The 14079-nt window shown below is 42.4% G+C and carries 20 protein-coding genes; 10 read left to right on the forward strand and 10 right to left on the reverse strand.

Annotated features, from left to right (window positions below):
• Position 1 precedes the first annotated feature (1 nt).
• Entirely contained in the window at positions 2-775 is a 774-nt protein-coding gene (locus AC5WOF_RS04250; protein ID WP_496048692.1) for an enoyl-ACP reductase FabI, read from the reverse strand.
• A 137-nt stretch (positions 776-912) separates the two neighbouring features.
• On the opposite strand from AC5WOF_RS04250, the gene AC5WOF_RS04255 reads away from it, so the two are divergent.
• Entirely contained in the window at positions 913-1095 is a 183-nt protein-coding gene (locus AC5WOF_RS04255; RefSeq protein ID WP_496048693.1) for a hypothetical protein, read from the forward strand.
• Here AC5WOF_RS04255 and AC5WOF_RS04260 read toward each other — a convergent pair whose 3' ends face one another.
• Entirely contained in the window at positions 1096-1482 is a 387-nt protein-coding gene (locus tag AC5WOF_RS04260; protein ID WP_496048694.1) for a hypothetical protein, read from the reverse strand. It lies immediately after the preceding gene.
• A 62-nt stretch (positions 1483-1544) separates the two neighbouring features.
• Between AC5WOF_RS04260 and AC5WOF_RS04265 the strand changes: the two genes are divergently transcribed.
• The 4 genes from AC5WOF_RS04265 to AC5WOF_RS04280 all read left to right on the forward strand — a co-directional run bounded on the left by AC5WOF_RS04265 (position 1545) and on the right by AC5WOF_RS04280 (position 3305).
• Positions 1545-1853, forward strand: coding sequence for a DUF1811 family protein (locus AC5WOF_RS04265; protein WP_496048695.1), 309 nt, complete (start codon positions 1545-1547; stop codon positions 1851-1853).
• Positions 1854-1939: 86 nt separating this feature from the next.
• Positions 1940-2347, forward strand: coding sequence for a hypothetical protein (locus tag AC5WOF_RS04270; protein WP_496048696.1), 408 nt, complete (start codon positions 1940-1942; stop codon positions 2345-2347).
• A 261-nt stretch (positions 2348-2608) separates the two neighbouring features.
• Positions 2609-2779: a hypothetical protein gene (locus AC5WOF_RS04275; protein WP_160801367.1), complete on the forward strand. Its 171-nt coding sequence runs from the start codon at positions 2609-2611 to the stop codon at positions 2777-2779.
• Positions 2780-2957: 178 nt separating this feature from the next.
• The gene (locus AC5WOF_RS04280) at positions 2958-3305 is read left to right on the forward strand and encodes a hypothetical protein (protein ID WP_496048697.1); all 348 of its coding nucleotides are present in this window, start codon (positions 2958-2960) and stop codon (positions 3303-3305) included.
• 157 nt (positions 3306-3462) lie between these two features.
• On the opposite strand, the gene AC5WOF_RS04285 is transcribed toward AC5WOF_RS04280, so the two are convergent.
• Positions 3463-3660 (reverse strand): YwbE family protein, encoded by a 198-nt coding sequence (locus AC5WOF_RS04285; protein ID WP_496048698.1) that lies wholly within the window; start codon positions 3658-3660, stop codon positions 3463-3465.
• 271 nt (positions 3661-3931) lie between these two features.
• Positions 3932-5329, reverse strand: a complete 1398-nt coding sequence (locus AC5WOF_RS04290) for a hypothetical protein (protein ID WP_496048699.1) — start codon at positions 5327-5329, stop codon at positions 3932-3934.
• A 396-nt stretch (positions 5330-5725) separates the two neighbouring features.
• Here AC5WOF_RS04290 and AC5WOF_RS04295 point away from each other — a divergent pair, with 396 nt between their 5' ends.
• On the forward strand, positions 5726-6190 hold the full coding sequence (locus tag AC5WOF_RS04295; RefSeq protein ID WP_496048700.1) for a hypothetical protein: 465 nt from the start codon (positions 5726-5728) through the stop codon (positions 6188-6190).
• Between the two features lie 424 nt (positions 6191-6614).
• On the opposite strand, the gene AC5WOF_RS04300 is transcribed toward AC5WOF_RS04295, so the two are convergent.
• Positions 6615-7043: an exosporium protein C gene (locus AC5WOF_RS04300; protein WP_496048701.1), complete on the reverse strand. Its 429-nt coding sequence runs from the start codon at positions 7041-7043 to the stop codon at positions 6615-6617.
• 122 nt (positions 7044-7165) lie between these two features.
• On the opposite strand from AC5WOF_RS04300, the gene AC5WOF_RS04305 reads away from it, so the two are divergent.
• A complete protein-coding gene (locus AC5WOF_RS04305) occupies positions 7166-7384 on the forward strand; it encodes a hypothetical protein (RefSeq protein WP_496048702.1) in 219 nt (72 codons plus the stop codon).
• A gap of 98 nt (positions 7385-7482) precedes the next feature.
• On the opposite strand, the gene AC5WOF_RS04310 is transcribed toward AC5WOF_RS04305, so the two are convergent.
• The gene (locus AC5WOF_RS04310; RefSeq protein ID WP_496048703.1) at positions 7483-8868 is read right to left on the reverse strand and encodes a tetratricopeptide repeat protein; all 1386 of its coding nucleotides are present in this window, start codon (positions 8866-8868) and stop codon (positions 7483-7485) included.
• A 292-nt stretch (positions 8869-9160) separates the two neighbouring features.
• Here AC5WOF_RS04310 and AC5WOF_RS04315 point away from each other — a divergent pair, with 292 nt between their 5' ends.
• A complete protein-coding gene (locus tag AC5WOF_RS04315) occupies positions 9161-9394 on the forward strand; it encodes a hypothetical protein (RefSeq protein WP_496048704.1) in 234 nt (77 codons plus the stop codon).
• A 17-nt stretch (positions 9395-9411) separates the two neighbouring features.
• A complete protein-coding gene (locus AC5WOF_RS04320; protein ID WP_496048705.1) occupies positions 9412-9726 on the forward strand; it encodes a hypothetical protein in 315 nt (104 codons plus the stop codon).
• Between the two features lie 65 nt (positions 9727-9791).
• Here AC5WOF_RS04320 and AC5WOF_RS04325 read toward each other — a convergent pair whose 3' ends face one another.
• Positions 9792-10022, reverse strand: a complete 231-nt coding sequence (locus AC5WOF_RS04325) for a DUF397 domain-containing protein (protein ID WP_496048706.1) — start codon at positions 10020-10022, stop codon at positions 9792-9794.
• A gap of 791 nt (positions 10023-10813) precedes the next feature.
• Here AC5WOF_RS04325 and AC5WOF_RS04330 point away from each other — a divergent pair.
• The gene (locus AC5WOF_RS04330) at positions 10814-12055 is read left to right on the forward strand and encodes an MFS transporter (RefSeq protein ID WP_496048707.1); all 1242 of its coding nucleotides are present in this window, start codon (positions 10814-10816) and stop codon (positions 12053-12055) included.
• A 325-nt stretch (positions 12056-12380) separates the two neighbouring features.
• Here the strand turns inward: AC5WOF_RS04330 and AC5WOF_RS04335 are convergent, their stop codons facing one another.
• From AC5WOF_RS04335 to AC5WOF_RS04345, 3 genes are all read right to left on the reverse strand, one after another.
• Positions 12381-12602, reverse strand: a complete 222-nt coding sequence (locus AC5WOF_RS04335; protein WP_496048708.1) for a hypothetical protein — start codon at positions 12600-12602, stop codon at positions 12381-12383.
• A 183-nt stretch (positions 12603-12785) separates the two neighbouring features.
• Complete coding sequence (locus tag AC5WOF_RS04340) at positions 12786-13040, reverse strand: hypothetical protein (RefSeq protein WP_496048709.1); 255 nt, start codon at positions 13038-13040, stop codon at positions 12786-12788.
• A gap of 67 nt (positions 13041-13107) precedes the next feature.
• The gene (locus tag AC5WOF_RS04345; protein ID WP_496048710.1) at positions 13108-13977 is read right to left on the reverse strand and encodes an Rpn family recombination-promoting nuclease/putative transposase; all 870 of its coding nucleotides are present in this window, start codon (positions 13975-13977) and stop codon (positions 13108-13110) included.
• Between the last annotated feature and the right edge of the window lie 102 nt (positions 13978-14079).

The raw sequence follows: 14079 nt of genomic DNA on the forward strand, positions 1-14079 counted from the left end.
TCTACATCCCAATAATATTATACCCACCGTCTACATGTATGATTTCTCCAGTGATACCCCGCCCTAAATAACTGCATAAAAAAAGCGCTGCATCTCCTACTTCTTCTGCGTCTATCCCTCTGCGAAGCGGAGCACGTTCTTCTACGACTGAGAGCATATAATCGAAATCTCTCACGCCTTCTGTAACAGAAGTTCGGATGGGACCTGCGGAAATCGCATTAACCCGAATATTTGCCGGACCCAATTCATTCGCTAAGTAACGAACGCTCGATTCCAATGCCGCTTTCGCAGCCCCCATAACATGGTAATGAGGAAGTACTTTTTCTGAACCCATATGGGTGAGGGTAACGATTGTTCCACCATCACTCATATATTGTTTTGCTTCTCTTGCTGCGGCAATGAGGGAATAAATACCAATGTCTTGAGTCATAGTATATTGATCACGCGTAGTTTGTAAATACGAATAGGGCAAATCTTCAGTTTTTGTATAAGATATACTATGTATGACACCATCAATTTTTCCCCAATGGTCGTAAATGTGAGCAAATGAACTTTTTATCTGTTCGTCTGCTGTAACATCACAGACAGTACTATAAGAACTAGGGATTTCCGTATGAACAAGCGAACTCACAGATTGCTGGATTTGTTTATTCTCATATGTAAAAGCGAGCTGGGCACCGGCAAGGTGCAGCGACTTCGCGATTGACCATGCAATACTTTGTCGATTTGCTACACCCATCACGACTATTTTCTTTCCATCCAATAAGCCTTTCAACGAAGCACCTCTTTCTCCCAATAAACCAAAAATGAAAGCCGATACATGACAGCCTACAAAAAAATGATAGCGATGTCAATTTTAAAGCTGTTTTGGGAGATACTAAAAAAGAATGAACTCTTGAGGAGGCTGGCTGTATGATTTCGCTAAATGAACATGAAAAGGAAATTGTGATCCTTGCCTTGACCAAAGTATTAGAAACCGAACAATCTTATGTACGAGTAGACGAATACAAAAAAGTATTGGATCGTCTGCGCGCAGATCATCACCATGAAGATGTAGGGCATATCCATTTGCTTCATGAAATCGATGAATATTAATTACCAACCAGCACTTGGATGACGAACCAAATTTATATCTTCAATCAGCAAAACGGAATTCGATGAGCTCACCTCTTGCAATCCTTGATTCATAATCATCATCGAGAACGTTCCTTTTGCATGCTCGTCTTTTAACAATAAACCAGCATGGTCAGAAATAAAGGCGATTGCTTTTTCCGTGCCGTCTTTTAACTGATAGCAAAAAAGATAAGCGTCTTGCTCACGATCATACATCCACACATATGCACGGATTTGCTCTGGGTCTGTTTCTAAGTCTTCCCAAGTTGGGATGGATAATAAAAGAATAGGGTGCTTTTCCCCTTCTACCCAGCCTCCATCTTCTGGGATCGCTGCTTCTTGTATTTTGGGAACATATCGTTCTGACATTCTATCACCTTGCCTTATCTATTTATTGTATGATCATTATTATACAGAAGGAGGCAAACGAAGTGAAACGATACAGCCAAATGATACCAGAAGAACTTACCAAAACCATCAAAGAACTGGAAAAACAGCTTGCAGAAGCTGAAAATAATAAATTAGAAAGCAATGCCGCAATCCTCAGGCAAAAAATAAATCTCGCCAAATCGTACCTCATCGACCCAAAAACGATTTCGTTAGATGCAAAATATCAAATTGAAGGAGAATGGAAGATTTTCCATGTTGAATATCTCAATGGGATATATGCATGGGGCACATTTGAAGGAAAAACCGAAAAAGAAGCATTTCCATTATCTTTATTAAAACCTCAGGACTAGAAAGTAGTCTTAATATTCTTATAGATAAGTGCAATAAAACAAGATATAATTAAATATATTCACCTGTAGGCAATGGAGGAGCTCCCATGATGGTCGAGTCTCAGCGCATCAAGGGCATCTACGGAAACCAGTTCCTGTTCTTCACCAACCTTGTGGAAGACCCTTACACGAACAAGGAAGGGGATGCCATCGTCCCTGGCATCGAGCTGTCGACATTCGCGACTGGCTTCGGTGACAAAACCGCGGATGTAACGATCACCAGGTACGAATCGGTAAAGGTTCGTTCGACGAAGGCACCCTACTTCGCAGGGTTCAACCACCTGGACGCGTACATCATCGTCCACGGCGGGACCCTCATGGTTCACGGAAGTGTGCCGGTGAGGATCTCCGTCCCGGAGGGGCTTTACGCCCACGTCTTCTGTATGGAAGGAAAGTGGTCCGTTGTTTTCCGCACTGACGACAGGTTCGACCCCCAGTTGACTCTGGGCTTCTAGGTCGAGCACCCCGCCCGCCTACAGGCGTACTCTGGATGACAAGCATTATCGTTGTCCAGAGGCCTGAACACAAACGAAACTTTATATAGATGAACAAAACCAAAGCCTCTTGTTTGAAACTTGGCATTGGTTTTATTTTTAGAAAATAAGAAGCAAAAGTGCTAATTCTATGAAACTAACTTAGCTTAAAAAATAATAAACTTGTACAGCATGGTTAATTCTTCCTCTTTTCGATCATAATACAACTAGGAGGTGCTCGGTATGTATTATGTGATTCGAGATTCGGAGAAATTACCCCCATCTATCATCCATGAGGATAACTATTTCGCTTGGTACAATCCGATGAAAAAAGATCATCGGATCGAATTTAGAGGCACGATGAACCAATGTTATACGTTTATGAATCGTGATCAAAAGCAATTAACTTTATAGTAAATATTCGAAAATTTCTAGCGACCATCGGTCGCTTTTGTTTTTAGGATGTTTTCTGTGACAAGGGAACTTTCTTCTTGTTGCATGTTAGTGTGATTTACAATAAAAATGCCACACCCTATAATGGAGATAACCGTGTAAGGTACCATGCTTTACACAATGAACTCTGAGGAATAACATGCCGCTGGACTCCAAGGTCGACCCCCAAGACTTCACCGAGGTTCAGGAGGGTGAAAACACCAAGTTCACCGTCACGTTCACCAACACCAGCGACCCAACCAACAAGGCCGTCGTCGAGGTGATCAAGGAGAACGGTGACAACCTGAGGTACCGCCTCCTTCCCTCCACCGCGTGGATCGTGATCACCGACTCCAGCCAGGCCACCATCGTGCGTGACGAGGCGAGCGGTGTCGTCATCGTGCAGTGGGCGGAGAACCACTGGCGCACCCTCACCTCATGGGTGGGGCTCGGTCCCGAGGGCATGGCAGAAATCGATCGAGCCTTCAAGGAGACCTTCACCGACTGAAGCTGAGCATCTCTTCGGAGTGCGGCGGCCAGACTACAATGTAGTTTGGCCGCCGACCCAATAATTAAGGAATAGTAAATAGATTCTTTTAGAACCTAAACAACTAATCACCATATAGAAATAACGCCAATAAAAGGCGTTATTTTTTGATTCAATCTTATTCCTCAATAATTTCAATCACTCTGCCAACCTGTCCATCTTCTAACCGCACTTTGATTCCATGTGGATGGGTTGGAGATTTAGTTAGTAAATCTTTTATTACTCCCCTTGTTCGATTTCCTGTACGTTGATCTTTTTTTAAGATGATATCTACGAGCAGTCCAGGGTGTAAGTTGCTTCTTGTTTTTCCATCCATTTTGATGCCTCCAAATTGTTTCTTCTTATTTTAAAGCTTTTCTTTGAAATTTCCTATTTCTTTTGAAAAAACGAGTGTATAACTCTAAACAGCAGAAGTGTATTTCAAATTATATGATACAAATCATGAGACAACAGAAGCTATCTATGTATGGAATTAACGTAAAGGAGAGGAAATTTCCTAATGTCCATAAACTAAGAATTAAAAAATAAATTGGGGCCGAGCACACAAGCAGGGACGCTTGCGGCTCAGCTCCGGTTCTTGATTGTGCTCAACGAAGGGACGCGATGGTCAGCGATACCAGCCGATTCGTCGGCAGGATGAGCTCCAGCTCCTCCGCCCTCTGACTCGCAGCTCGGAGAGCTTCCTTGATCCAGAGGTACACCTTCTGGAACGCCTCATCGAAGTTCTCCCGGTACCTTGCGAGGGCACCGTTGTAGAAGCCGAGGTACGGCCGTACAGCATAGGAGACACTCACTGTGATTTCCTCCCACTCAGCCCCATAGGAGTCCAAGCGGGCCTTGCGTTCTTGATGAGCCTGCTGCTCTGTAGGAACAAAGCACTCATCGAAGATGACTTGTAGAACCTTCTCTGCGGGCAGTTCCTTTGCCTTGTCATAGACACGCTGCAAAGCATCAGCAAACGCGTTGCTCGCAACTACGATGGAGTTGATGTCGTCCTGCACGCAGAGGTCATATCGCCGAAACACCTGGGCTGCCGCTTCGGCGACTTCCTGCTCCTTGCGGAACCGCTCAGCCACGATGCCGTAGCAGAAGCTGTAGCAGACATCCAGCAGAGCATCCTCATCCACGTTCGGCTGGCGAACCCGTTCCATCAGGCTGCTTACGGCCTGGAACAGGCCCTTGCCGATGGAGTTTGCACTACTCAGATCGATCCGCTCATTGAGCGTCTGGCAGAATTCACCAGCGAGCTCATCGCTGATCACTGGAAACACGGTTCCCTTCTCCTGACCTTCCCCCGCACCGAAGACGGAAGGGAAAAGGAAGAAAATCGTATAAACCAGCAGCCACCCTTCAGTCAGGTGGAGCTTGCGCTCCATTGCCTCCTGACGGACAGCCGGGAGCAGGCTCTCCACTTCACGGAGGACCCTCTCGATGGTGACAGCCCAGACCTCGTAAGAGACATCGAATGTTTGACTTGCGACCTCGTAAACCCAGCGCTCCTTGTCGCTCCATGAGTCATCGAAGTTCTTGCGGCAAGCACCGGAGAGGATGGACAGCAGCCTGTCTGTAGACAGAGTGGAGCTCCCCTTCTCCTGACTTACCACCTCAGCCAACACGCGGTCCACCACCCTCACGGCGGAAGACACGAACTCATCCGCGTCGTTCAACTCCGGCATCAGAGAAGCAAGGTTCACCGTGCTCTTACTGAATGCCTGCCGGAACTCTTTCCATACACGGATGAACGGAACAGTGGCGAGGAAAAAGGTGTTCACCTTCTCCAACTCGCTAAGGTTGAGCCCAAGCTGCTCCATCGTTTCTTCTGCCCTGTAGAGAGCAAGATCCATCTGAGTGTGTACAATCTTCATGACACCATGGGCAGAATAAGGGTTCTGCCGGGTGTCGCGGAGACGTGCGTTGAGCCTGTGTTGGAATGCCTCGTTCCCGAACACCTCGTCGATGATCTGCTGCTGAGTGTAAGGCGCCATCACTCGTTCCTTTCGGTGGGTTTGATCCAGAACCGGTTACTTCTATGTTGGCATATCCATATATCCAAATCAACCAGATTAGAGTCAATCTTCTCTATTTTTCTAAATAGACCGTAGAGGTAGAACCACTTGCTCCTCAAGTACCCTAGATCAAAATTTTGAGCTTTTTAAACACATTCCGCATAGAGCATACTCCTCGTCACCTTGTTAAGAGACGAAAATCGGCTGAATCATCGTATCCAAGCCGATTGCCGTTTATGGGGTTATGTGAATGATTTGAGGAATGAAGGACTACAACGAAAAGTTTTTCATAAATCAAATACTGAAAACTGTTGCTTGTTCCAACCAAATAGTCAAGCTTATAATATAAGTAAGGACCTCGACCGAGGAGGAAATATGACCAACACTGCTCTCTCCGAGAACACCCGCACTGCACTGCACGCGCTGATCCAGCAGGCTCGGGAGGAAATCGAGCAGGTGTACGGTGAGTACGAGTGGGAACTGGGAAACAACCCCACGAAGGCTCACGAACTTCTCTTTGCCGGCAGCTGTGCCCTGGCGAAGAAGTTCCTGCTCGTCACCACTCTGAATGCTTCCAACGCGGAGCCCGAATATGAAACAACGCTTCTGGGGCTGGAGTCCCTGCTGCTCAGTTCGGAAGAGCTGACCGACTCCGAGCGCCAAGTCACCTGTGAGAAGATGATGGCAGTGAGGACATGGGGTGAGGTAGCCGAGCTGATCCGCTTGGCCCGCTCTTACGTTCGACGCGCCATCCGCAGGGCGTTCGACGAGCTCCCCAACAAGGAACTCGTCCGAAACGAGCTCGTGAAGGTGCTCGGAGAAGACCCCTGCTGGTCATGAGACAACTCCGCCCTCGGTCCCGCAGAATGGTGATATACCAAACCATTCTGCGGACCAATTTATTGATATACTCCTCTTACTTCCTACATTATCTTAGTATGCTTCTTTTAGAACCTTCCCATTGTCGTATTCATCATACACTTATTCGTTTCCATTCCCAGATAAATCAGCAGGAACAGTCTTGGGATAGAGACTGCTAACTTTCTGAACATACAAAAATAATTTCTTTAACTTATTTCCAGAAAAATGAATTCCTTTAAATAGAAGAAGGTAGTTTGCTGCGAAAGGAAAGTCATAACGGTACATGCAACTTTTATTAACATTGTTTTTTTGCATTTAAGAAGGGGGCGAGATTTAGAGGACATAAAAAGAACCAGCCCTTTTCTAAATCTCACCCCCCTGTTTCCTATAAGGGAATGTAATATCATATTGTTGTTTTAACAGCTAGTCCACTAAATGATACTGGGCCGACAACATCAGCTTGAGTGTTTGCGGTTTGATTTTCAGCGGTAACTGTGTATACATGTCTACCTGATCTTACATTTATATCGATTGCCTGAAATGTGACAGCATAGTTTTGTTCAGAATCTGCCGATTCAATACCTTGCAGTGTATTCAAAATCTCTACTCCGTCGCGGAAGATTCTAAAAAGAATCTGAGCGATACCAGTAACCCCACGAACACCAACAGTTGCTACTAATTCAACTCTATTTGGCTGGGCATTTGCAGCAGGTATTCTTATACGAATGGTTGCTAGGAGAGATCTTGCTGGTGAACGTTTGATAGTAAAAGACTTTGCTAAGTTAAATTTACTTAGTGGTTGAACAGCAGCTTTATCAATAATATGTACCAAAAAAGCATCTCCTTTCATTTAATCTATTATCAATATATGTCTGGCAAAAGGAGAATGATTGGACAAATTATATGTTTATAAAGTTTTTAGAAGTACTAATCTTTTAGAATAGAGGACGTGCAATGCGCAAGCAAACGGGGAAGTTCGATATGCTGACGTGTCAATTGGGCATGTTCGGCTACAACGACGCCGTACAGAGACCACAGGCAGTTCATGTCCCGAACGCCATCGAAAAGGTTCTCGCTGACTACCCGGGCACTGTCATCATATTGCCCACGGACTCCACCAAGAAGGAAGTAGGTTTCACGCATCCATACAACCTGTGTAACGATTCTTCTTAAAAGAAAAGCCATTGATCCATATATAAAAAGGTTCAATGACTTTTGTTATTCGCAACTGTTCTATTCTAGCTTTTCAAAGCTAATCTACTAATTCACCATCACCATATTCCATGTGCATCCTGAACCCCTTCCTTTTTAAGAATCAAATACAGAGCGAGAGAATGATTTTTCAATTCTTCAGGGGAAATTTCCTCATAACAATCACACAAACTAATCAGTATCTTTTTCTCTAAATGTAAGAAACCATACTCTTTAGACATATCTCTTGCCTTATTTAACGTTTTTATCGCTTCCTCAAATAATGATTGCTCCACATACCATCTTCCTAGACCCAAAAGGGATTCTGTCTGGAACAATCTATTATTGTATTTTTCACTGATCGCGATTGATTTGTCAAGAATCACTTTCGCTTCTTCAAATTTATGCTGTTGAACTAAAAAAGGACCAAGAAATCTATAATTATAAGGTTTGATATGTTCTCTACTTACCATACCATCTACTTCCAAGGCTTTATAAAAATACTCCTCAGCATTTTCTAATTCACCAAGAGAAAAATAGATAATGCCTACACAAGACCATAAAGAAAAAAGTTTGTTGTAATCCCCATTTTTAAACGCAATCCTAATTCCCTTCGCTGCTTTCTGCAATGCTTCCTTGGTAAGACCTAATTTATGTAAGACTGATGCATAGATTAAGTACATCTGGATTACTACAGGAATTTTTACCTCGTAGGGGTCAGTTGCCTGTTTGATTGCTGCATCTAAATCTTTTAAGGCAGATAAAGCTTTTTCATTTTGATTGAGATCATCTAAATAAATAGCTTTGTTTAATAAGAGATTATATTTGGTATGTTCCCGTTTTCCACCCTCTACAAAACAATCTATCCCTTGTTGAACAAAATTCACTCCACTCACATAATCATTTCGACTGTGGGCAAGTATACACAAAAAGTTATAGCTCATTGCCTTTATATTTGTATTTGAAAGAAAATGCTCTTCGTCGATCTGATGGATGACAAGTAAGAAATACTTCTCTGCTTTGGCTACTATGTTTTTTGAGGAATCGGTTTTTATACCTTTAGCTTTCATACTCTTATGTTTTTCGTAGTAGCATCTCCCTTGCAAAAAATAATAGAATGGAGCTAAATTCGTATCCATCTCAATTTCCATTTCTTCATTCAACAATTCTAACTGATGCTCCCATTTATCTGGATCACTTACTAAGAGATCGTCTACATTTTTTAATTTCTTTAAGTAATCCCGTTCTTTCTTCACTTCTTCTGGTATCACACCACAAAGTTCTTCTGCTAGTCCAAACTGCTGGGCATATAAGATATACTTTTCTTCTGCTACTCCATCAAATCCACGTTCCAGATTACTAATCGTGGTTGTACCCACTTTGAGTATATCTGCTATTTCCTTTTGCAATATACCTCTTTTGTTTCGCTCTGCTTTTAGTTTCAATCCGATTCTCTTCTTGTCCATCTTCCAGACACTCCATTTCAGAATTGGTAAATTTTGATTACCGTAATTATGACACTTTTTCAATTATTTTCAACTGGGTACACGATCAGCTACAGGATTTAGGTGAAGGAATCCAGTCAGTGCAAATATCCAATCTATTCGTTATAATTCTAAAAAAGAGAAAGTTTCTTTTCTTCAGAAAACCAATTTTCTGCTGCAAACCTATCAGCATGAAGAAATCATTTTTATAACATAAAAAATATAGAAAGGAGTTTGCAATGAACACTACCTACTTGAAATGGATTTAGAATGGGTGATCGAAAATAAAACCGTTCCACTTGAAATTACGGAAACATTGCAGCAAATAGCAGATCATTACCGCTATACAGCTGATCAAATGCACCAACAAAAGTTGCAGATTGTGGATGAACTTTATCAGCGAAAAAAAGGATATATCGTGAAATTTTTATTCCCACATGGAGTGGACGACAACGACAGATGGATACATGCCCTTATCCGAATGGAAATCAGAAAATTACAAAAATAATACTGAGGTGATTGACTATGGCATTGCGATTGGTCGTAGAAGGATGCAGAGATAAAGTGAGGCAGTTTGTAGATTTTTTGAAAATAAGCCAACAATGGCGGTTTTACAATCGATCAAGGCTCTCGCTTGGAGCAGATGAACTGCGAATTGATTACTTTTTTGATGAAAATCCCCATATGAAACCGAGCATCACAACAAGACAAGTGAGTAAACTCACGCTCACTTGCGAAGATGGCATGAAAATGGAAATTACGTTATTGGATGCAGAAGTGGTCGAGATGGGCAATGGAATTACCTATATTCACGGAAAAAGCTATGACGCCTACTCTTAGATAAAAAAGACGTGCCCCCTTGATGGTTTGTGACCACCAAGGGGGCTTTTCATGCTGTCAGGCGACTAGATCAGAGCCTGACCAAGCAGCTTGACCTGTCCCCATGCCGTCTGAGAGAAGGTCAGGATCGGATACCCGGAGCTGTCCTGCTCGGACCCGACCGTCTTGGAGTCACGGACATCGACCTCGGCTCCATCGACCCGCGCCTCGACGCAGTTCGATGAGCCTTGGGATCGCGATGACTTTTTCCAGCTTGCGGAAAGCAATCTTACTCCAGCCGCTCTTTCTTGCACCATCTATTTGATGGATCTTTCTTGCGGCTTTTTTATTATATACAATCCAGAAGTAAAAGACTATATTTTTTTAAAATTCAATTAACAAATTTATTTCGAATTCATTGAATACGAAATCCCTTGCAGTGTATTGGAACAACAACAAACTCCCATGAAGGTAAGGGAGTTTGTTGGTTATAAATATATATGATAATAACGGCACCCCTCCCCGCATGGGAAGGGGCAGGAACCGGAAAGTACTGAACTGGTTACTACAAGTCAAGACCACCTTGCCAGTCTATGTTCGGGTTCCCATTGGTGTCCGTGTCATCAGGGTCTATCGGGTCCAGCTTGTCGATTCGCACTTTTTCGACAGGACTCGGTATACCGTCGAGACAGGACCTAGGGTTGATGGAGCTGTCCGTACAGGATTCTACAGCCTCAGAACGAGGCTTGTAATTACACCTGTTCATATAGCCTCCTCCCCCGGTTCCATAATCCTTCCCAACGGAAGGACACTTATAAGTATAACACAAAATATTCTGAGTATACCTATCGATTTTACAATGGTATATATTACAATTTATAACTTTCATCACATCACTCTGTATTAAATTCTTATTTATAGACATAAAAAAGATACTTACATATAAATATTCAATTTATTCTGCTGAATGCATTTCATTGTTACTATCTATTTGATTTAATAATAGAAGAGAACGAGCAAGGATCGTTTTCATGCTTGAATCAGCAAACTACAAAGAGAGAAATGCTGAAAAAGCAACCTTGACGAAACAACTCGAAATAGGAGAAAGATGAAACAGCCGAAATGGCTTAGTCATGCCAACCCTACTGTACTATTAGCGACTTTCTTCAATGGCATTTTTGTATCCTTGGTAGGATACAGCTCCATTTCCAAGCTGCTCCAGATCCAAGGAATGGCACGATCTATCCCTGAAACAAAAACTGGGACAGCGGCTACCTACCTTATCAGTAGTGCGTTTCTCCTATTTCTAGGAGACAGAATCGGTCCGAAGAAGATTGCATCGATCGCATTTGGTTTGTCGTGCTTGGGACCATGGTTGATTACGATGTCAATCGTCCATCATACAACATGGATTATTCTGATTGCCTACCCGATCATTTTTTTCATGACTGTAGTAGGCGGCTCCAGCATCAACGCGCTCCTTGCCTCAACTTTGCCTGATAGCAAAACTCAAGAAGGAATGACAAACAATGCGATCGTATGGGGCATTGGTTCATCTGTTGGCATTGTTCTCAGCTTCCTTCAGTTTCAATTGTTGGAATCCTGGTCCGGTTTCTTGTGGGTTTGGACTGGAATTTCCTGCGGAATGAGTTTACTCACGCTAAAGGCTGTCTGGAATATCCCACAAGACAGCAAACAGCAACGGAGGAAACAAACCAAGGCAAAAATGAACCCCCGACAATGGGTAAAACAATCTTCAGGGACAAGTCTCCATCATCTTAAAGTGGTGGGACAACTCGTAGGATGGTACCTGTCATGCATCGGAAATACGATGGCTGGATTCATGATCTTGTCATACGGAGTCTTGTTCATCAAAGAGCCGCTCCTAGCTGGTTCCATCCCAATCATCATGCTTGTCGCTAACCCATTTGGACAATGGGTAGCAGCAGAAAAACTGTCTAAATGGCGGGACAACAAAACGATTATCATGATCGGTATCGTCACTTTGGCGATGGGACTCGGAGTGGCCGCTTATGATCCGTCTCAATCACCTTGGCTCATCATCAGCGTAGTGATCGCAGGAACGAGCTACGGAGCCATCAACAACTCACTGTGGACCCTTGTCAAGCAAAACACACAGCACCATGCTGCCCACACCGGAGCTCTCCAGCTCGTATCAACTCTGGGTACCTTGATGGCATCTATGCTTGCAATGATCACAGGAGCAGATGACCGGACATTTTGGCTTTTGGGCATTCCTATTGTCCTCGTTAGTCTGGTTGTCCTCCCCTTTGTCAAGTTCTCACCTATAAGCCCAGTAAATGAAGAAGCAGAGAAAAAACAGCATTAAAGCTGATGATAAGATCATGTGATCTTCGATAAGATCAAAAGAGGTCCACGTAAAACGATAGATTCCGCTCTTCTAGAGTGAGAATACGGCGACTGAAATCACACAAAAGCTTAGTTAAATCTAAGAGTGATTCCAGTCGCCAAACGTTTTTTGCTGGATAGAGTATGAAATTCCGTAAGTACGAAAACTATATTCCTCTCTTAACACAAAACAAACTCCCTTGTCTCAATAGGAGTTTGTCATGATAGAAAATATATATTGAAATAATTGCGGTGCCCCGTCACACCACGGGGCAGGAACCGAGGAGTCCAGGTATTACGCTGGATTAGTCTTCGTCGTAGTAGTAGTCGTAGTACTCGTCATCGTCGAAGTCATCTTCTGCATCGACTGCCGCCCAGTACGCATCTTCCGCATACGGGTCCTCGACGTTGTCCAAGTACTCTTCTCGCACTTCTCTCTCCAACTTGCACTCGATGCAATAGTGCTTCGAGTAGAAGGGGACAAGCTCTACATTTTCCGCGGAGCAAAGCTCACACTTACCGACCATGTAACCTCCTCTCCAGGTTCCATGATTCTTCTCCTGTAAGAAGAATGCTTACTGTGATTATAGCAAATTCAATATTCAGATTAAAGGAATTAGTTCATTTCTCTTTCGTTCCTTATCAAAATTGTATCGATTCATTTAACTTTAGATAATTTTTCTTGTTCGATTTAATACAAATTGATGTAGCTATTCCATATTTTCTTCGAATTTTAGGACTTCCTCATATGTTAAATCTGTTACTTCTGCTATAAATGATTCACCTACTCCCAGTAGTATCATTTTCTTGATGATCTTTTCTTCCCCCAATCTCTTCCCTATTTCCAATCCTTTCTCATATCCACGTTTCTCAGCGTAATCTAAAGCAGAAATTTCATTCATTAACGCTCTCTCCCCCATTTGATCTAATATACGTGCTTCTTGCTCTGGACTTAAACACTCCACCTTTTTCCCCAAAAGGGCTTAATCATATTGATGAATCCAAACTAATCCAACAAAAAAATGGCAATGATTACTTCATACTCTCTTTAATTTTAAGAACTTCTTCTTCTGTTAAATCATTTGCTTTTGCTAATACTGATATAGAAACTCCAAATTTTAACATGTTTTTAATTATCTCTATCTTTCCTTTTTCTATTCCCTGTTCTAGTCCCTTTTCTAATCCTTTTTTTTCTCCACGTTTCTCAGCTTTATCCAATGCAGAGCGTTCATCCATTAACGCTTTCATTCTCATTTCATATAACATACGCGCTTCTTCATCTTGGCTTAAATACTCCAATGCAGCCATTGCTTTTTTTAATTCAGGCTTATCCATTGCCAACTCCTCCCATTTACTCTTATCGACTTCTTTTAAAAAAGAAAGCCAACGAACGAGATGATCTGACGAATTACTAGAACTAACTAGTTTAGGCAGTTCCAAAAAATGAATCTCGATATCATCCGTTAAAATGTGCTGTGTATGATCTTCACGCAAGTGGAAAATGCTGTGATAGCGGTCATTTCGTATCACACGGAAGTTTAAGATATTGATCGTTATAGTTTTCTTCAGGTCTCCATAAGGTTGCCCTTTCTTCAATTGCTCACCATACATTTTCGACCAGTAAAATAATGTGCGTTTTTGGATATCGTATTTATTGAAAAGCTGAATTTCTAAATTGATTTGTTTTCCATCGGCAGTCACCGCTCGCACATCTAATATGGATAATTTGTCTTTCACCATTGTTGTGTCAAGATATGGATTGACAAGGATAATATGAGTGAGCGGCTGTTGTTTTGTTTCTTTTAGTGTATCGTTTAGAAAAGACAGAAGTACATCTTTATTTTCTTCACTGCCAAAAATCTTTTTAAATACAAAATCTACCTTTGGGTCTAATACGTCCATTACCATCGTCCTCTTATTATAATCATTATATCACTCAAAAATCCCTCTTCGATATCGTGTTACGACTGGAAGGATTGGAATTTTTTAGAATGATTAATTTTG

It is taken from the genome of Shimazuella sp. NTD250 (genome assembly GCF_059510375.1).